Annotated in this window: 19 protein-coding genes; 11 read left to right on the top strand and 8 right to left on the bottom strand. The window is 68.1% G+C overall.

All coding sequences use genetic code 11. The features are described from left to right. Window positions 1-338 precede the first annotated feature (338 nt). Complete coding sequence (locus ACIA49_RS41790) at window positions 339-1160, bottom strand: LLM class flavin-dependent oxidoreductase (protein ID WP_396383924.1); 822 nt, start codon at window positions 1158-1160, stop codon at window positions 339-341. A 109-nt stretch (window positions 1161-1269) separates the two neighbouring features. Here ACIA49_RS41790 and ACIA49_RS41785 point away from each other — a divergent pair, with 109 nt between their 5' ends. From ACIA49_RS41785 to ACIA49_RS41765, 5 genes are all read left to right on the top strand, one after another. Beyond that, window positions 1270-2262, top strand: coding sequence for a YgfZ/GcvT domain-containing protein (locus ACIA49_RS41785; protein WP_396383923.1), 993 nt, complete (start codon window positions 1270-1272; stop codon window positions 2260-2262). 59 nt (window positions 2263-2321) lie between these two features. Beyond that, window positions 2322-3278, top strand: coding sequence for an asparaginase (locus ACIA49_RS41780; RefSeq protein ID WP_396383922.1), 957 nt, complete (start codon window positions 2322-2324; stop codon window positions 3276-3278). A gap of 79 nt (window positions 3279-3357) precedes the next feature. Then, window positions 3358-3858: a helix-turn-helix domain-containing protein gene (locus ACIA49_RS41775; protein WP_396383921.1), complete on the top strand. Its 501-nt coding sequence runs from the start codon at window positions 3358-3360 to the stop codon at window positions 3856-3858. Further along, entirely contained in the window at window positions 3858-4412 is a 555-nt protein-coding gene (locus tag ACIA49_RS41770; RefSeq protein WP_396383920.1) for a hypothetical protein, read from the top strand. The genes ACIA49_RS41775 and ACIA49_RS41770 overlap by 1 nt, the downstream gene beginning before the upstream one ends. A 132-nt stretch (window positions 4413-4544) precedes the next feature. Then, entirely contained in the window at window positions 4545-4895 is a 351-nt protein-coding gene (locus ACIA49_RS41765) for a DUF2516 family protein (protein WP_396383919.1), read from the top strand. 7 nt (window positions 4896-4902) lie between these two features. Here the strand turns inward: ACIA49_RS41765 and ACIA49_RS41760 are convergent, their stop codons facing one another. Continuing rightward, window positions 4903-5694: a L,D-transpeptidase family protein gene (locus ACIA49_RS41760; protein WP_396383918.1), complete on the bottom strand. Its 792-nt coding sequence runs from the start codon at window positions 5692-5694 to the stop codon at window positions 4903-4905. Between the two features lie 134 nt (window positions 5695-5828). Here ACIA49_RS41760 and ACIA49_RS41755 point away from each other — a divergent pair, with 134 nt between their 5' ends. After that, window positions 5829-6332 carry an O-acetyl-ADP-ribose deacetylase gene (locus tag ACIA49_RS41755; protein ID WP_396383917.1) on the top strand — a complete coding sequence of 168 codons (504 nt, stop codon included), beginning with the start codon at window positions 5829-5831 and terminating at the stop codon, window positions 6330-6332. A 28-nt stretch (window positions 6333-6360) separates the two neighbouring features. Here ACIA49_RS41755 and ACIA49_RS41750 read toward each other — a convergent pair whose 3' ends face one another. From ACIA49_RS41750 to ACIA49_RS41735, 4 genes are all read right to left on the bottom strand, one after another. Beyond that, entirely contained in the window at window positions 6361-6900 is a 540-nt protein-coding gene (locus ACIA49_RS41750) for a L,D-transpeptidase (protein WP_391542250.1), read from the bottom strand. A 186-nt stretch (window positions 6901-7086) separates the two neighbouring features. Beyond that, on the bottom strand, window positions 7087-8949 hold the full coding sequence (gene typA / locus ACIA49_RS41745; RefSeq protein WP_396383916.1) for a translational GTPase TypA: 1863 nt from the start codon (window positions 8947-8949) through the stop codon (window positions 7087-7089). Window positions 8950-9132: 183 nt separating this feature from the next. Continuing rightward, entirely contained in the window at window positions 9133-9879 is a 747-nt protein-coding gene (locus ACIA49_RS41740) for an SDR family NAD(P)-dependent oxidoreductase (protein WP_396383915.1), read from the bottom strand. Beyond that, window positions 9876-10871 carry a hypothetical protein gene (locus ACIA49_RS41735; RefSeq protein WP_396383914.1) on the bottom strand — a complete coding sequence of 332 codons (996 nt, stop codon included), beginning with the start codon at window positions 10869-10871 and terminating at the stop codon, window positions 9876-9878. The genes ACIA49_RS41740 and ACIA49_RS41735 overlap by 4 nt, the downstream gene beginning before the upstream one ends. Before the next feature lie 94 nt (window positions 10872-10965). On the opposite strand from ACIA49_RS41735, the gene mshA reads away from it, so the two are divergent. The 3 genes from mshA to ACIA49_RS41720 are packed head-to-tail and all read left to right on the top strand — an operon-like array spanning window position 10966 to window position 13491. Then, on the top strand, window positions 10966-12246 hold the full coding sequence (gene mshA / locus ACIA49_RS41730; RefSeq protein ID WP_396383913.1) for a D-inositol-3-phosphate glycosyltransferase: 1281 nt from the start codon (window positions 10966-10968) through the stop codon (window positions 12244-12246). Further along, window positions 12247-12735 (top strand): YbjN domain-containing protein, encoded by a 489-nt coding sequence (locus tag ACIA49_RS41725; protein ID WP_396383912.1) that lies wholly within the window; start codon window positions 12247-12249, stop codon window positions 12733-12735. A gap of 9 nt (window positions 12736-12744) precedes the next feature. Continuing rightward, entirely contained in the window at window positions 12745-13491 is a 747-nt protein-coding gene (locus ACIA49_RS41720; protein ID WP_396383911.1) for a phosphoglyceromutase, read from the top strand. On the opposite strand, the gene ACIA49_RS41715 is transcribed toward ACIA49_RS41720, so the two are convergent. Both ACIA49_RS41715 and phoU read right to left on the bottom strand, forming a co-directional pair. Then, the gene (locus ACIA49_RS41715; RefSeq protein ID WP_396383910.1) at window positions 13472-13720 is read right to left on the bottom strand and encodes a hypothetical protein; all 249 of its coding nucleotides are present in this window, start codon (window positions 13718-13720) and stop codon (window positions 13472-13474) included. The genes ACIA49_RS41720 and ACIA49_RS41715 overlap by 20 nt on opposite strands. A 545-nt stretch (window positions 13721-14265) precedes the next feature. Beyond that, window positions 14266-14976, bottom strand: coding sequence for a phosphate signaling complex protein PhoU (gene phoU, locus ACIA49_RS41710; RefSeq protein ID WP_396383909.1), 711 nt, complete (start codon window positions 14974-14976; stop codon window positions 14266-14268). 196 nt (window positions 14977-15172) lie between these two features. Here phoU and ACIA49_RS41705 point away from each other — a divergent pair, with 196 nt between their 5' ends. Both ACIA49_RS41705 and ACIA49_RS41700 read left to right on the top strand, forming a co-directional pair. Then, window positions 15173-16390, top strand: coding sequence for a sensor histidine kinase (locus ACIA49_RS41705; RefSeq protein WP_396383908.1), 1218 nt, complete (start codon window positions 15173-15175; stop codon window positions 16388-16390). Next, on the top strand, window positions 16387-17064 hold the full coding sequence (locus tag ACIA49_RS41700) for a winged helix-turn-helix domain-containing protein (protein ID WP_391542241.1): 678 nt from the start codon (window positions 16387-16389) through the stop codon (window positions 17062-17064). Before ACIA49_RS41705 ends, ACIA49_RS41700 begins: the two co-directional genes overlap by 4 nt. Window positions 17065-17107: the final 43 nt, after the last annotated feature.

Genomic DNA, 17107 nt, shown 5'->3' with positions numbered 1-17107 from the left:
AAGCTGAATACACGCCCCCGACAGACCCTGGGCTGGCAGACTCCAGCCCAAGCCCTCAACGAGGCGCTACGTGCAACAACCGGCTGAAACCACCCCGCCCATCATTGATGGGGTGGGGTGCGGACGCCCGCCACTGTCTAACCCGTGTGCGCGGGGTTGCGCGGGTGGTGGGTGAGCGTGGGGTTGGGGTGGCGGCGGAGGTTGGTGAGTGAGGATGGACGTCCATATGGGGGGCGGACTTCCATCACCGTCTAAGTCGTGCACGGGGCGCGATTTGGAGAGGGGCTGAGCGTGGGCTTGAGGTGGTGGCGGGGGTTGGTGGGTGATGGGGGACCGGGTTACTTGTCGGCTAGGAGGTCGATGACGGGGGCCAGGTCTTCTAGGTAGCCGGCGTTGACGGAGATGTAGGTGGCGCCGATGGTGTCGCGGCGGCGTTGGAGTTCGTCGGCCATTTCCTGGGGAGTGCCGCGGAGGAGCATCAGGGAGTCCATGGACTCGAGGGTCTCGGCGTCTACGCCGGCGGCTCGTTTGGTCCAGGGCGGGAGGGGGCGGGTGCCGGCGGCGAGGAGGTTCATGGCGAGCTCGATGTCGTCGGCCCGGGCGCCGGCCAGGGTGCGGAGTTCGGCGGCCAGGGCGGCGACCTCTTCGCGGGGTGTGGTGGCGTCCTTGGCCAGTGACACGATGTCGGCGCGTTCGGCGGCGAGGGCGAGGGCTTTGGGGCCGCCGGCGGCGAGCATGATCGGCGTGCGGACTTCGCCGTCGAGTTCGCGCAGGATCTCCAGGGTCTCGATGACCTGCTCGCGGCGCTCACGAGCTGTACCCCAGTGCAGACCGACGTCGGCCGTCTGCTTCTCGGCGATCGGCCGTCCGGTACCGATTCCGAACTCGAACCGCCCGTCGGTCAGCAAGGTCAGCGTGTGCGCCTCCCAAGCGGCCTGCCGCGGCGTCCGCAGCGTCGCGGCTGCCACGAAGGTGCCGACCCGGATGTCAGCCACCGCGGCCGCCATCGCCAGCGACGGGAACGGCGACGGGAGCTGCAGCCCGTCCGGCATCAGCACGGTCGAATACCCGAGCTCAGCCGCCCGCCGTACCGTCGTCATCCACTCCGCGCCGCTCGCCGGACTGCCCGCTACCCCGAACCGGAATCGCCTGTCGCTCATCGTCTGTCTCCCTCCGAATGGTTTACCCACAGCCTGGCCCGCGGGCGGTTCGGTCCACATCCCACGGAGGGAGGCGATCGCCGTACGCCGGGCGACGTACTCTGGTGACATGTCACGGACCCGCAGCCCCCTGCTCGACCGGCCCGCCGCCGTCGAGGCCGATGGACTCGACGCCGGAGTCGCGGCGCACTACGGCTCGGAGCTGCGGGAGCAACGCGCGATCGTCGCGGGGGAGGCCTTCGTCGACCTGTCGCACCGTGATGTCGTCACGATCAAGGGCCCGGACCGGCTGACCTGGCTGCACGCGATCACCTCCCAGTACTTCGAAGGACTCAAGCCCGGTACGTCGACCACCGCGCTCCTGCTGTCCCCGACCGGCCACGTCGAGCACGCCATGTACGGCGTCGACGACGGCGAGACGTTCTGGGTCCACACCGAGCCGGGTGCTTCGGTGGCGCTGGTCGAGTGGCTGCAGAAGATGGTCTTCATGTCCCGCGTCGAGATCACCGACGTGACGGACGACTACGCGATCGTCTGGCGGCCGGGACCGGCTACCGGCGAGCACCTGACCCGCTCCGGCGCGGACTCGCTCGGCGGTCACGAGGTCTTCCTGCCGCGCGCCGAACTGGCCGCCCTCGAAGGCCCGGCGGCCGGTATCTGGGCGTACGAGGCGCTCCGGATCGAGGCCGGTCATCCGCGCCTCGGCCTGGACACCGACGAGCGCGCGATCCCGAACGAGCTCGGCTGGCTGGGCGTCGGCGTCCACCTGGACAAGGGCTGCTACCGCGGTCAGGAGACGGTCGCCCGCGTGCACAACCTCGGCCGCCCACCGCGCCGCCTGGTGCGGCTGCTGCTGGACGGTTCGGTCGACCACCTGCCGACGCACGGGTACGCCGTACGGGCTGGTGAGAAGCAGATCGGGTTCATTGGTTCCGCGGCGCGGCACCACGAGCTCGGCCCGATCGCGCTTGCCCTGGTCAAGCGCAACGTCGACCCCGAAGCCATCCTCGAGGTCGTCGCCGAGGACCAGCCGACGGTGACGGCGACCCAGGAGCTCCTGGTCGACCCCGAGGTCGGCCTGCACGTCCGCTCCCGGCTGTGAGCCGGATCATTCGCAAGATCACTTTTTGCCCCTGACATCCAGGCCGTACAGTTCGTGCCGTGAGCGAACCTGTGATCCTGGCCGATGTCGTCCGCAGTGGCTTCGTCGAAGGCCACCACCGAGGCTCCGTCGTGGTCACCGACCCCGACGGTGCCGTGGCGTGGTCGGTCGGCATCGTCGACCAGCCGATGTTCCCCCGCTCGTCGAACAAGCCCATGCAGGCGCTCGGGATGCTCCGCCACGGCCTTCCCCTGGAGGGGAAACTGCTGTCGCTGGCTGCGGCCTCCCACTCGGGTGAGCCGTTCCACGTGGACGGCGTCCGCGAGATCCTCGCCCTCGGAAAGCTGGACGAGTCCGCGCTGCAGACGCCTCCGGCGTACCCGCTGGAAGACGCCGTCCGGGACGCCTGGGTGCGTGCCGGGCACGGCCAGGAATCGATCGCGATGAACTGCTCGGGCAAGCACGCGGCGATGCTCCTCACCTGTGTGGTCAACGGCTGGCCGCTCGACACCTACCGCTCTCCCGATCACCCGCTCCAGCAGGTCATCCGCGCCGCGGTGGAGGACACCGCGGGAGAGAAGGTCTCGTACGTCGCCGTCGACGGCTGCGGTGCGCCGATCCTCGCGATCAGCCTGGCCGGCCTGGCTCGGTCGTTCGGTCTGTTCGCCGCTGCCGCGCCCGGAACCCTCGAGGCCAAGGTGAAGGACGCTTACCGGGCGTACCCCGAGTACGCCAGCGGGAGTATGCGCGACGAGACCGCGCTGATGCGCGCGATTCCGGGTCTGTTCTGCAAGGTGGGTGCCGAGGCCGTGTATGCGGTGGGTCTCGAGGACGGCCGTGGGATCGCGGTGAAGATCGAGGACGGTACGCCGCGGGCACGGGCCGTGGTGATGGCAGCAGTACTGGGGAAGCTGGGGATCGAGCACGAGGTGATCGAGCAGCAGATCGAGTTCCCGCTGCTGGGTGGCGGCGTACCGGTGGGGTCGGTGCGGCCGCACGCGCCGGCGTTCGGTTAACGGCGCATTACCCGGTGCGTGAGTGAGGTCACGGTGGGTCTGCTTGCAATTGCAAGCACGCTGCTAGCACACTGGGGACATGGCCAGGTTGAGTGATCGTGTTGCCGGTTCGGTGGGCTCCGTTGGTGAGTACCTTGCCGAGCAGCGGCGGCAGGCGCAGTTGTCGTTGCGGCAGCTGTCCGACCTGGCCGGTGTGTCGAACCCGTACTTGAGCCAGATCGAGCGCGGCCTGCGGAAACCGTCGGCCGATGTGCTGCAGCAGCTCGCGAAGGCGTTGCGGATCTCCGCGGAGACCCTGTACGTACGGGCCGGCATCCTCGATCCGGACGACAGCTCGGACGGCGGCGCCACTGGTCGGCGCGCCTCCGGTGTGGTCGACGCGATCCTGCTCGACCCGGCGCTGAACGAGCGCCAGAAGCGGGTCCTGCTGGACGTGTACGGCTCCTTCGTCCGTGAGAACACACCCGCCGACGAGCCCGTCGTCGCAGCGCCGCCGAAGAAGAAGGCGGCCGCGACGGCCAAGAAGACCCCTGCACGACCCCGCAGTACCAACTCGCCGAAAATTCAAGGAGAAGCCTGATGGCTACCCGCACCCCTGTCACCCCGTTGTACGCGATCGCCGGCGCCGGCGACCTGGCCGTGGAGAAGTTCCGCGCGGTCAGCGAGGACGTCACGACCCGGTTCGCCAAGCTCGACCAGAAGAGCGTGCAGGCCGAGTTCAGCAAGCGGCAGAGCGAGCTCACCGCCGAGCTGACCAAGCGTCAGGCCGAGCTGACCAAGCGCTTCGAGGCGCTCGTCGCCGACGCCCGCACCGCCCCGGCCAAGCTCCGTGAGCTGCCGGCCGTCGCGCAGGCCGGTCTGACCACCGTTCTGGGCCAGGCCGAGGAGACCTACGAGGACCTGGCCGGCCGCGGCAAGGAGCTGGTCGAGCGGATCCGCTCGCAGAAGGCCACCGAGGACCTGGAGGCCGCCGCGAAGACCACGGTGAGCAAGGCCAAGGCCACCCGGACCACGGTGAAGAAGACCGCCGAGACCGCGCAGCGCAACGTCAAGGCGACCACCACCGCCGCGAAGAAGACCGCGAAGACGGCCGCCAAGGCCACCACCGACGCCGCCGCCAAGATCGGCGACTGACGGAGCTTTCGTCTCGCTGCGCGATGACGGGGCGTAATAACTACCCGTCAGTCGGTAGAAGTTTGCGCCTGGGCGGCCCGCCCCTGTGGATCACAGGGGTGGGCCGCCCGGTCTTTCGGCTAGGCTCGGGGCATGCTCCCACTCGCCACGTTCCCGAACCTCTTCCCGGGGTTCGCGGGCCCGTTCGAGATCATCTGGTGGGTGCTGCTCGCGATGAAGCTGGTCGCGCTCGTCGATGCGGCCCTCCGGCCGCGGGCGGTGTTCATCGCCGCGGACAAGCTGACCAAGCCTGGCTGGGTGCTGATCCTGGTCGTCTTCTCGCTCAGCCAGATCTTCCAGGGCTGGTTCAGCTTCTTCGGCCTGATCGGGATCGCGGCCGCCGGGGTCTACCTGGTCGACGCCCGGCCCGCCCTGCGCGCCGCCACCGGCCGTGGCCGGGGCGGCTGGGGGATTCGCCGCCGGCGCGGCCCCCGTCCGCTCTGACGGATGCCTACGAGCGGTAGACGATCACCTTGTCACCGACGTGGACCTCGTCGAACAGGATCTTGATCTTGGCCAGGTCCCGGACGTTCACGCAGCCGTGCGACGCACCGTTGTAGCCGCGGGCCGCGAAGTCCGAGGAGTAGTGCACGGCCTGGCCGCCGCTGAAGAACATCGCGAACGGCATCTTCGAGTCGTACAGCTTCGACACGTGGTCACGGCTCTTCCAGCCGACCGTGAAGCCGCCCTCGCGGGTCGCCGTCTTCACGGCCCCGAAGCGGACATCCATCTGCATCTTCACCACGCCGTTGACGACGTACCGGAGTTTGCGGGTGGTCTTGTCGATGCACAGCGCGACCCCGGTCGAGCAGCGGGCATCGAGCTTGCGCCCGTCGACCACCGGCACCGGCGGGTAGAGCTCCTTCTGCGTCGGCTCCTTGGTGACGGCCGCGAGCTTGTCCCAGGTGTTCTGGTCGACATACCCCAACGGCGGAATCCCCTTGGACTGCTGGAACTTCTTCACAGCACTCCGGGTCATCGTCCCGTACTCGTTGTCCAGGTACTGCTTGTCGAGCAGCTTCAACTGGATCAAGCGGGCTTCGAGCTTCCGCACGCTGACGCTGACAGCGCCGTACTTGTAGACGGCCTTCGGGTAGATCGGCAGCTGTCCACTGACCTCGAACGGCACCGCCTTGACCTCGACGGACGCGGCCTTGGCCACCACTCCGGCCCCAGCCACCGCCACCACCGTCGCCCCGGCCACCAGCCCGGCCACGACGTTGCGAATGATCAGCGCGCGCATCGGACATCCTTCCGTCGACCTTGTCCCCGTTACCCCGTAGGACGTCCTCACAGCCAATTTTGTTGACCCCCCAGCGTAAATTGCCCACCAGGCCAACCGCACCCTTTGTGTGCAACTCGTGACCGGAGCACCGCATGGACATCATTCTCAGTACGGCGGACATCACCACTGTGCGCGTGGACGCGATCGTGAACGCCGCCAACCACGCCCTGCGCGGTGGCGGCGGTGTCGACGGCGCGATCCACCGGGCCGGCGGTCCGAAGATCCTGGCCGAGCTGATCGAGCGCTATCCCCGGGGAGCATCGGCCGGTGAGGCGGTCTGGACGACGGGTGGGCGGCTGCCCGCGTCGTACGTGATCCATGTGGTCGGGCCGAATTACACCGCTGGGCAACAGGATCCGGCGTTGCTGGAGTCGTGTTACCGCAATGCGTTGCGGATCGCGGACGAGCTCGGCGTGAAGACGCTGGCGCTGCCCGCGGTGTCGGCCGGGATCTTCGGCTGGCCGGCCCAGTCCGCGGCAGACATCGCCGTACGGACACTTCGTCGTACGGCGTCTGGTGTCGTCACGGCGACGTTTTGCTTGGTAGAACCCCGGCTGTACAAGGCGTTCGGGAAAGCAACAGCGGCCGAGGCGTGAGCCCCGGCCGCTGTGAGAGTGCTGTGGATCAGCCGCTGTAGACGACGACCTTGTCGCCGACCTTGATCTGGGCGAAGATCTTGGCCAGCTTGGCCTTGTCGCGGATGTTGACGCAGCCGTGCGAGCCGCCGTTGTACCCGCGGGCCTTGAAGTCCGACGAGTAGTGGACGGCCTGGCCGCCGCTGAAGAACATCGCGTACGGCATCTTCGACTTGTAGAGCGTCGAGACGTGGTTCTTGGACTTGCGCTGCACCTTGAAGGCGCCGTTGCGGGTCGGCGTCTTGCTGGTGCCGAAGCGGGCGTCCAGGACGTACACGGTCTTGCCGTTGACCAGGTAGACCAGCTTGCGGGTCTTCTTGTTGATGCACATCGTGCGGCCCTTCATGCACCGCGGGTCCAGGTGGTAGCGACCGATGTACTTGGTCTTGGCGACTGCCTTCTGCGGCACGGCCACGGCGGTCTTGGGTGCCACGGTCGCGGCCTCGGCCGTCGTGGCGGCGGTGAGTGCGCCGACCCCCACGAATGCGACGGCGGTCATGGTCGCGCCGAGCTTGCGCAGAATACCCATGGTGTTCGTCCTTCCCCCAACTGAAGTTTTGCTGTTCACAGAGTCAGACGTCGGCCATGGACGTCTGGTTGGTAACGATCCGGAAGAAACTTCCCGGCGCGCGCCGAAAAAGGGTGTATCACACCGCTGTATTTCCGCGCGCGTCCTCGGGACCGACGTTGCCGAACCGTGTTGAGAAAAGGCGAATCAGGCCTTGTTCTTGCGCCCCAGCTTGGCGCGCTCGATCTGCGTCAGCGCGACCTTGCGGATCCGGACCGCGTCCGGCGTGACCTCGACGCACTCGTCCTCGCGGCAGAACTCCAGCGACTGCTCGAGCGACAGCTTGCGGGCCGGGACCAGCTTCTCGAACTCGTCCGCGTTCGAGCGGACGTTGGTCATCTTCTTTTCCTTGGTGATGTTGACGTCCATGTCGTCGGAGCGCGAGTTCTCGCCGACGATCATGCCCTCGTACACCTCGGTGCCCGGCTCGCAGAACATCGTGCCGCGCTCCTGCAGGTTGATCATCGCGTACGTCGTCGCGGCGCCACTGCGGTCGGAGACCAGCGAACCGGACGGGCGGGTGCGCAGCTCGCCGAACCACGGCTCGTAGGCCTCGAAGACGTGGTGCGCGATACCGGTACCGCGGGTGTCGGTGAGGAACTCGGTCCGGAAGCCGATCAGGCCGCGGGCCGGGACCAGGAACTCCATCCGCACCCAGCCGGTGCCGTGGTTGGTCATCTGCTCCATCCGGCCCTTGCGGACCGCGAGCAGCTGGGTGACGGTGCCCAGGTACTCCTCGGGGCAGTCGATCGTCAGTCGCTCGACCGGCTCGTGCTTCTTGCCGTTGATGTCGCGGGTGACCACCTGCGGCTTGCCGACGGTCAGCTCGTAGCCCTCGCGACGCATCTGCTCGACCAGGATGGCCAGCGCCAGCTCACCACGGCCCTGCACCTCCCAGGTGTCCGGACGCTCGGTCGGCAGCACCTTCAGCGACACGTTGCCGACCAGTTCGCGGTCGAGCCGGTCCTTGACCAGGCGGGCGGTCACCTTGGTGCCCTTGACCCGGCCGGCCAGCGGCGAGGTGTTGGTACCGATCGTCATCGAGATGGCCGGCTCGTCCACGGTGATCAGCGGCAGCGGCTTGGGGTTGTCCGGGTCGGTCAGGGTGTCGCCGATCATGATCTCCGGGATACCGGCGATCGCGACGATGTCACCCGGGCCGGCCGAGTCGCCGGGGACGCGCTCGAGCGCCTCGGTGACCAGCAGTTCGGTGATCTTGACCTTCTGGATCGACCCGTCGTGGCGGCACCAGGCGACCTGGGCGCCCTTCTTCAGCGTGCCCTCGTGCACCCGGACCAGCGCGAGCCGGCCGAGGAACGGCGAGGCGTCCAGGTTGGTGACGTGCGCCTGCAGCGGCGCGCCCTCGGTGTACTCCGGGGCCGGAACGTTGGCCAGGATCGTCTCGAACAGCGGCTCGAGGTCCTCGGAGTCCGGCAGGGTGCCGTCGGCGGGCGCGGTCAGCGACGCCCGGCCGGCCCGCGCCGAGGCGTAGACGACCGGGAAGTCCAGGGCGCTCTGGTCGGCGTCGTGGTCGAGCAGGTCCATGAACAGCTCGTAGGTCTCGTCGACGACCTCGGAGATCCGCGAGTCCGGACGGTCGACCTTGTTCACCACCAGGATCACCGGCATCCGCCGGGCCAGCGCCTTGCGGAGCACGAACCGGGTCTGCGGCAGCGGGCCCTCGGAGGCGTCCACCAGCAGCACGATCGCGTCCACCATCGACAGGCCGCGCTCGACCTCACCACCGAAGTCGGCGTGGCCGGGGGTGTCGATGATGTTCAGCGTCATCTGCTCGCCGTTGGCCATCTTGTGCCGGACGGCGGTGTTCTTGGCGAGGATCGTGATGCCCTTCTCACGCTCCAGGTCACCGGAGTCCATCGCCCGCTCGTCCACGTGCTGGTGGGCGCCGAAGGCGCCGGACTGCCACAGCATCGCGTCGACCAGGGTGGTCTTGCCGTGGTCGACGTGGGCCACGATCGCGACATTGCGCAGGTCGTTACGGACAGGCATGGGGAAGCGCTCCAAGCAGTAGACTGGGTGTCAGGCGGTGGCTACGGTGTGTCGTGAATCGTCTTGGTGAGTCACGAGATCTCGGCCACTCGACGCAAGGCACAGCAGCTCTATCCTACCGGTCACCGTTCGTATCCACGAAAACGTCACCCGGCGGGCGGCTGCCAGTCCATGATCAGCGCGTCACTGCACGCGGTGCACCTTGTGCTGTGCGGCTTGGGCGCGCGGCCGGACGGTGATGCGGTCGAGGTTGACGTGCGGCGGCCGGCTGGCGACCCAGCTGACGATGTCGGCGATGTCGTCGGAGGTGAGCGGCTCGGCGACTCCGGCGTACACGGCGTCGGCCTTGGCCTGGTCGCCTTCGAAGCGGGTCAGCGCGAAGCCCTCGCTCTTCACCATGCCGGGTGCGATCTCGCTCACTCGCACCGGCTGGTCGAACAGCTCCAGCCGCAGGGTGTCGACGACCGCCTTCGCGGCGTGCTTGGCGGCGACGTACCCGCCGCCGTTCTCGTAGGCGACCTGACCGGCCGTCGAACCCATCACGATGATCGTGCCCCGCCCGGCGATAAGGGCCGGGAGCAACGACTTGGTGACGGCGGCGACGCCGATCACGTTCACCTCGTACATCCGCCGCCACGCGTCCAGATCGGCCTCGGCCACCGGCTCGGCGCCGAACGCGCCGCCGGCGTTGTTCACCAGCAGATCCAGCCGGTCACCGACCGTCGCGGCCAGTGCGGCCACGTCCTCGGCGGACGTCACGTCGCACTGGACCGCACGGCCGTCGATCTCCTTGGCCAGCGCCTCGATCCGATCCAGCCGCCGGGCGGCGGCGATCACCTCGAAGCCATCCTTGGCGAGCCGGCGGGCGGTCGCCGCCCCGATCCCGCTGCTCGCTCCGGTCACCACGGCAAGAGGACGATTCGCAGTCATACCTTCAGTGTTTCACCCGCCGCGATCTGCATCGAACTCGTCTCACCTTGCCGCCGGGCGGCGGCGATCGTGACCGCGACCACCAGGAGACCGAGGGCGACGAATCCACCGAAGATCCCCAGCGTCTGCCCGTCCGGGTGGATCACCGACTGACCGCGGAACGCCTGCGTGCTGGTCGCGATCATCAGACCGGTGTAGGCGATGGCAGCCGCACCGACGAGCCGCGCGCGAACCCGCTCCGGACGTAGCCAGGTCACGCGAGCCGCAAGGAGGCTCAGCAGTACGACGACCGCCAGCAGCGCGTGGATCGCGTGCAGTCCGATGAAGTGCGGGACGCGCAGGTCGCCACCGACCGTGCTCCAGTGCGTGAGCGGCAGAGCGGGACCGCCCGCCTCGACGCCGATGCCGTGGCTGCCTGACAGGGTGACCGGGTTGCCGTAGGCGTCCGTGGTCTGGGTCTTGGTACCGGTGGAGCCGACCAGGTAGAACGCCAGGCCCATACCGGCCACGGCCAGCGCGATGCCGGTCCGGATCGCCCGGTTCAGCGGAGCGTCCCCGACCCGCTGGAACTGCAGCATGATCGCGACCACGAGGCTCGCGCCGAACAGGCCGAGCACCCCGGACATGAAGACCTGCTGCCCCACCTGGTTGAACGTGTCGGCGTTGGAGTTGAAGTGGCTGAACGTGCCCCGTGCGGCCTGCACCGCGATGAAGCCGACATCGATGACGCCGGTGACCGCGAACACGGTCCCGACCCACCATCCGAACCGCTTGGCCTTGCGCAGCCGGGACAACAGCCAGGCGAGCGTCGCGCCGTACAGGACGAAGGAGAGGCCGAACTTGAACGGTTTGAGCCAGACGGACTCGTTCAGGATGGTGCGGTTGTCGACCAGCAGACCGACGGCGGCGACGAGGACCAGAGCGGCCATGACGGAGACCATCAGCATCAACGGGCGATGCCACGTGCGTACTTCGGCGAGGACTTTGTGCATGTCTTCATGCTTTCGGCGCACGGCCCGCACCACAGTGGGCTCAGTCCGCCTCCCATAGGGGAGGTAGCTCCACTTACCGGCGTACGCTGGCGGAGTGAGTCTGCCGCCGTCCGTCGACCGTCCGCCGCGGCGGGTCGCGATGATCAGCCTGCACACCTCGCCGCTGGACCAGCCGGGGACCGGTGATGCCGGCGGCATGAACGTGTACGTCGTGGAGCTGTCCAAACAGCTCGCGGAGCTCGGGATCGAGGTCGACGTCTTCACCCGGGCGACCACGTCGGCGCTTCCGCCGCGGGTCGAACTGATGCCCGGCGTGACGGTTCGCAACGTGGCTGCCGGTCCTTATGAGGGCCTGACGAAGAACGAGCTCCCGGCCCAGCTGTGCACGTTCGCCCGCGCCGTACTGCGCGCCGAGGCGATCCACGAGCCCGGCTGGTACGACGTGATCCACTCGCACTACTGGTTGTCCGGGCAGGTCGGCCTGCTCGCGCGTGACCGCTGGGCGGTCCCGCTCGTGCACACCATGCACACGATGGCGAAGGTCAAGAACGCCAGCCTGGCCGAGGGCGACGTACCGGAACCGCCCGCTCGGTTGATCGGCGAGGAGCAGGTGGTCGAGTCCGCGGACCGCCTGCTGGCCAACACTCCGGACGAGGCCCAGGAACTGATCAGCCTGTACGGCGCCCAACCGGCGAAGGTCGAAGTCGTCAACCCGGGCGTGGATCTGGAGGTCTTCGTCCCTGGTGATCAGGCCGCGGCCCGGCGCACGGTCGGCGTACCGGAGGACGCGATCGTGCTGGCGTTCGTCGGGCGGATCCAGCCGTTGAAGGCGCCTGATCTGTTGATCCGCGCTGCTGCACGCATGTTGGAGCGGGATCCGTCACTGCGTTCCCGGTTGGTGGTGGCGATCATCGGCGGTCCGTCTGGGAACGGGATGGAGCACCCGGAAGCGCATGCCGAGCTGGCGCGAGCCCTCGGGGTCGACGACGTGACCCGGTTCGTGAAGCCGATGGAGCGCAGCGGTTTGGCCGAGTGGTACCGAGCCGCGTCAGTCGTCTGCGTACCGTCGTACTCGGAGTCTTTCGGGCTGGTCGCGCTAGAAGCCCAAGCCTGCGGTACGCCGGTTGTCGCGGCGGCCGTGGGTGGGCTGATGACTGCGGTGGCCGATGGCCAGACCGGGTTGCTGGTCAACGGGCACAGTGTCGACGACTTCGCCGACGCGCTGGCCCGGATCGCGACGGATCCGGTCACCCGCGAGACGATGAGCCGGGCGGCGGTCAAGCACGCTCAAGGCTTCGGCTGGGAACTGACCGCTCGCAAGACGCTGGCGGCGTACCGGACCGCGGCGGAGACGATGGCTGCTGAGGTGTTCTGAATGCGAGTGTCCGCGGCGGATGTGATCCGTCAGGTGCTGACCGAGAACGAGATCGAGTACACCGAGACCACGCTGGGCGTGTTCAGCGCCGACCTGCCGGGGGAGCGCAAGCTCAAGACCACGGTCGCGCTGACGGTCGGCGCGCAGGCGGTCCAGGTGCACGCGTTCGTGGCCCGGCACCCCGACGAGAACCACGAGGCCGTCTACCGCTGGCTGCTCGAGAAGAACCTCAAGATGTACGGCGTCGCCTTCGCGATCGACCACCTCGGCGACATCCACCTGGACGGGCGCGTCCCGCTGCACGCGATCACCCCGACCGAGGTCGACCGCCTGCTCGGCGCCGTACTGGAGTATGCCGACTCCTCGTTCAACACGATCCTCGAACTCGGCTTCGCCACCTCGATCCGCAAGGAGTACGACTGGCGGATCTCCCGCGGCGAGTCCACCCGCAATCTGGACGCCTTCAAGGGCTGGCTGGAGCCCAAGTAGGCTGCGGGCATGACCTATCGCCTGATCCTGCTCCGCCACGGCCACAGCGAGTGGAACGCCAAGAACCTGTTCACCGGCTGGGTCGACGTCGACCTGAACGCCCAGGGCGTCGAGGAGGCGCACCGCGGTGGTGAGCTGCTCCGCGACCGCGGCCTGCTCCCCGACGTCCTGCACACCTCCGTGCTGCGCCGGGCGATCCGCACCGCGAACATCGCCCTCGAGGTCGCCGAGCGTCAGTGGATCGACGTCCGCCGCTCCTGGCGGCTGAACGAGCGCCACTACGGCGCCCTGCAGGGCAAGGACAAGAAGCAGACCCTCGAGGAGCTCGGCGAGGAGCAGTTCATGCTCTTCCGCCGCTCCTACGACACCCCGCCGCCCGCCATCGAGCGCGGCTCCGAGTTCGACCAGGCCGGCGACCCCCGCTACGCGGCCCTCGCCCCGGAGATCATCCCCACCACCGAGTGCCTCAAGGACGTCGTGGCCCGGATGCTCCCCTACTGGTACGACGCCATCGTCCCCGACCTGCGCGCCAACAAGACTGTGCTCGTCACAGCCCACGGCAACTCCCTGCGCGCCCTCGTCAAGCACCTCGACAACCTCGACGAGCCCACCGTCGTAGGCCTCAACATCCCCACCGGCCTCCCCCTCCTCTACGAACTCGACGAAAACCTCAAGCCGATCACCCCCGGCGGCGAATACCTCGACCCCAAGGCCGCCGCCGAAGCCATCGAAGCCGTCAAGAACCAAGGCCGCTGACCCCCTCGAGGTCGAGCGTCCGGAGGAAATCGAGTTTGTCCTGGAGGTCGGGATGAGTCGCGACGACCTCCGGATTGCTCTCGAGCAGCCGGAGCTGGATCCACAGAAGTAGCGTCTGTCGGACGTGGAGCGCGTCCAACTCGGCCAGCAGCTCCTGACCGGTCAGCGATGTCGGATCCTTGAACTCGTGGGGGTTGGCTAGCAGGGCGGCGATATCCGATGCGTTCATGCCAAAGAACGTATCCAGCCGGCCACCCGGCCCAGCCGCCGATTTCTCCCCTGTGGACAACCCGCCGCCCTGCTACCCGCACGGGTGATTCACGTCGCCCTGTGCCAGTCAGGAGAACCGCAGCTGATGGGCTGGCCAGCCTGGTGGCGGGTTGGCCAAACGCATGCGGCTAGCCCTCCCCTCACGGGATGGGTCAGCCCATCAAATGGGGCTCTTCGGGCTGCCGAGGCTGCGGATTGAGGCGGCGGGTCACCTTGAGCACCCCTCAACCAGTTCCCGCCCGCGAATATGACTGAGCCGTGCTCAAGGTTTCGGGTGAGCTCGACCTTGTGCACCCATCAACCACATTTCGACCGCCGAAGTGGTCGAGCCGTGCACAACGTCGTACGGGCTTGACCGCACCGATAACGTCCGAAGACACGCCGACCACGCTCCGCGAGCCTTCGGACGTCAGCCGGGGGAAGGGGCGGCGACTTGTCCACGCAACGAAAAGAGCCCTCGGCAACCAAGTGGTTGCCGAGGGCTACTTTTTGTACGGCGTTTGGTCAGTTGTTGCCGTTGGGGTTGGGGGTGGAGGCGCCGGCGCCGGAGCCGGCGGCGGTGCCGCCGATGGCTACGGGGAGTTCGCCGGTGACGAGGTAGACGACGCGGCGGGCCATCGAGACGGCGTGGTCGGAGATGCGCTCGTAGTAGCGGCCGAGCAGGGCGATGTCGACGGCGACCTCGACGCCGTGCGGCCAGGTGTCGTCCATCATCTGACGGAACTGGTTGCTGCGCAGCTTGTCCATCTCGTCGTCGGTCGCCTCGAGCTTGGTGGCGGCGTCGACGTCGCGGGTCTTGATCACGTCACCGGCGGCGTCGACCATCTGGCCGGCCACGGAGCCCATCTCGGCGATCACGTCGTGCAGCTCGGCGGGGATGGCCGGGGAGGGGTAGCGCAGGCGGGCGATCTTCGAGACGTGGGCGGCGAGGTCGCCCATCCGCTCGAGGTCGGCGACCATCCGCAGGGCGGCGACCAGCATCCGCAGCTCGTTGGCGACCGGGGCCTGGCGGGCCATCAGCTCGAAGACCTTCTCCTCGACGCCCTCGCCGGCGGCGTCGAGCTGGATGTCGGCGGCGATGACGTCCTCGGCCTGCCGGATGTCGGCCTCCAGCAGGGCGGCGGTGGACCGGCGGACAGCGGTCGAGACCGTCCGGGTCATCCGCTCGAGCTCGGCGAGGATGTCGTCGAGCTGCTCGTGGTAACTGTCACGCATTGTGTTCGTTTCCGATCTTCTGAGTGCCCGTGGCCCGGTGCCGGACAGGCCAGTACCCGCCCAACGGTGACGGTATGCCGTCGAGGTTGCCGGTCGGCGACGAGTGGTGAACGCCTGATGAACAGTTGTGACGCGTCCCGGTCATCCGGTGCTCATTCGGTCTTTCCCTGCTGGTTGCCCGCGTAGCATCGGTGCTGTGGATCCCACGCTGGCTGCGGTGCTGGGCGGCGTCATTGGCGCAGCCCTGGCCCTCCTTTCACTCGGCGCGATGATGCTTTCCGAACGCTCCCAGCGCAAGATCCCCGAGTCCCCGGACCCCGCCGTACCGAGTGGGGTGGCGACGGTTCTGTCGGTACTGCGCTCGTCCGCGGTCGTGATGGGTCCCGAGGACCAGGTGCTCCAGGCGAGCGCTCCGGCGCACGTGCTCGGCATCGTCCGGGGTGAGCGGCTGGTGGTCGACGACATCCTGACCATGGTCCGCTCGGTCCGCCGGGACGGCGAGATTCGCCAGCAGGACCTGGAGATCGTCCGCGGCCGGCTCGGCGCCACGCAGTACGTGAGCGCCCGGGTGGCGCCGCTGGGCAGCCAGTTGGTGCTGGTGCTGGTCGAGGACCGCACCCGCGAACGGCGGCTGGAGGCGATCCGGCGCGATTTCACGGTCAACGTGAGTCACGAGCTGAAGACCCCGGTCGGTGCGCTGATCCTGCTCGCCGACGCGGTCTCCGAGGCGTCGGACGACCCGGAGGCGGTGCAGCGGTTCTCGGACCGGATGCGGATCGAGGCCTCCCGGCTGAGCCGCCTGGTCAAGGAGATCATCGAGCTGTCCCGGCTGCAGGGCGACGACCCGCTGGAACACCCGCACTCGGTCGACATCAACGAGGTGATCGACGCCGCCGTCGACAGGTGCCGGGTGGACGCCGAGGACCGCGACATCAAGATCGTGGTGAAGACCGAGCCGGACCTGGAGGTGATGGGCAGCGAGGACCAGCTGTCCATTGCCATCGGCAACTTGGTGGAGAACGCGGTCAACTACAGCCCCGATGGCACCCGGGTCGCGGTCGCCGCGCACCCGATCGGTGACCTGGTCGAGGTGACGGTCAGCGACCAGGGGGTCGGCATCCCGACCAGTGACCTGGAGCGGATCTTCGAGCGGTTCTACCGGGTGGACCGGGCCCGCAGCCGGGAGACCGGCGGTACTGGGCTCGGGTTGTCCATCGTCAAGCACATCGCCTCGATCCACGGCGGCGACGTACGGGTGTGGAGTGTCGAAGGACAAGGCTCCACATTCACCGTGAGACTCCCACTGCGGCTCGATTCCGCGGAGGGCCAGACCGGTTCCCCCAGCCAGGAGGAGCCGGCCGTCACTCTGACGCCTACCCCGTCAGGGCAGATCACAAAGGAGACAGCTTCGTGACCCGAGTGCTGGTCGTCGAAGACGAAGAGAGCTACAGCGACGCGTTGTCGTACGTCCTGCGCAAGGAAGGCTTCGAGGTCGCCGTCGCGGAGACCGGGCCGGACGCGCTGGACGAGTACGACCGGGCCGGTGCGGACATCGTGCTGCTCGACCTGATGCTGCCGGGCCTGTCCGGTACCGAGGTGTGCCGGGCGCTGCGGAGCCGGGGCAACGTCCCGGTCATCATCGTCAGTGCCAAGGACACCGAGGTGGACAAGGTCGTCGGGCTCGAACTGGGCGCGGACGACTATGTCACCAAGCCGTACAGCCCGCGCGAGCTGCTGGCCCGGATCCGCGCCGTCCTGCGGCGGGGTCAGGACGTCGAGCTGCTGCCGGACACCCTTGAGGCAGGGCCGGTCCGGATGGACGTCGAGCGGCACGTCGTGACCGTCGGTGGCGCCGAGATCCGGCTGCCGCTGAAGGAGTTCGAGCTGCTCGAGATGCTGCTCCGCAACACCGGGCGGGTGCTCACCCGTGGGCAGCTGATCGACCGGATCTGGGGCGCCGACTACGTCGGTGACACCAAGACCCTCGACGTCCACGTGAAGCGGCTGCGGTCGAAGCTCGAGAAGGATCCGTCGAACCCGCAGCACCTGGTCACCGTTCGCGGCCTGGGCTACAAGTTCGACTCCTGACCGGGTTGTGTCCTGGGTCATGGTCTCGCGGGTGCCATCACCT

This window comes from Kribbella sp. NPDC051587 (assembly GCF_044453945.1).
Classification (GTDB): domain Bacteria; phylum Actinomycetota; class Actinomycetes; order Propionibacteriales; family Kribbellaceae; genus Kribbella.
The sequence above is the reverse complement of the archived record's forward strand: the minus strand, read 5'-3'. Positions and strand labels throughout refer to the sequence as shown.

Excerpts from the sequence above, each read along its gene's own strand:
- ACIA49_RS41790 (WP_396383924.1), bottom strand. The coding sequence starts at position 1,160 with ATGAGCGACAGGCGATTCCGGTTCGGGGTAGCGGGCAGTCCGGCGAGC.
- ACIA49_RS41785 (WP_396383923.1), top strand. The coding sequence starts at position 1,270 with ATGTCACGGACCCGCAGCCCCCTGCTCGACCGGCCCGCCGCCGTCGAG.
- ACIA49_RS41775 (WP_396383921.1), top strand. The coding sequence starts at position 3,358 with ATGGCCAGGTTGAGTGATCGTGTTGCCGGTTCGGTGGGCTCCGTTGGT.
- ACIA49_RS41770 (WP_396383920.1), top strand. The coding sequence starts at position 3,858 with ATGGCTACCCGCACCCCTGTCACCCCGTTGTACGCGATCGCCGGCGCC.
- ACIA49_RS41765 (WP_396383919.1), top strand. The coding sequence starts at position 4,545 with ATGCTCCCACTCGCCACGTTCCCGAACCTCTTCCCGGGGTTCGCGGGC.
- ACIA49_RS41760 (WP_396383918.1), bottom strand. The coding sequence starts at position 5,694 with ATGCGCGCGCTGATCATTCGCAACGTCGTGGCCGGGCTGGTGGCCGGG.
- ACIA49_RS41755 (WP_396383917.1), top strand. The coding sequence starts at position 5,829 with ATGGACATCATTCTCAGTACGGCGGACATCACCACTGTGCGCGTGGAC.
- ACIA49_RS41750 (WP_391542250.1), bottom strand. The coding sequence starts at position 6,900 with ATGGGTATTCTGCGCAAGCTCGGCGCGACCATGACCGCCGTCGCATTC.
- typA (WP_396383916.1), bottom strand. The coding sequence starts at position 8,949 with ATGCCTGTCCGTAACGACCTGCGCAATGTCGCGATCGTGGCCCACGTC.
- ACIA49_RS41740 (WP_396383915.1), bottom strand. The coding sequence starts at position 9,879 with ATGACTGCGAATCGTCCTCTTGCCGTGGTGACCGGAGCGAGCAGCGGG.
- ACIA49_RS41735 (WP_396383914.1), bottom strand. The coding sequence starts at position 10,871 with ATGCACAAAGTCCTCGCCGAAGTACGCACGTGGCATCGCCCGTTGATG.
- ACIA49_RS41725 (WP_396383912.1), top strand. The coding sequence starts at position 12,247 with ATGCGAGTGTCCGCGGCGGATGTGATCCGTCAGGTGCTGACCGAGAAC.
- ACIA49_RS41720 (WP_396383911.1), top strand. The coding sequence starts at position 12,745 with ATGACCTATCGCCTGATCCTGCTCCGCCACGGCCACAGCGAGTGGAAC.
- ACIA49_RS41715 (WP_396383910.1), bottom strand. The coding sequence starts at position 13,720 with ATGAACGCATCGGATATCGCCGCCCTGCTAGCCAACCCCCACGAGTTC.
- phoU (WP_396383909.1), bottom strand. The coding sequence starts at position 14,976 with ATGCGTGACAGTTACCACGAGCAGCTCGACGACATCCTCGCCGAGCTC.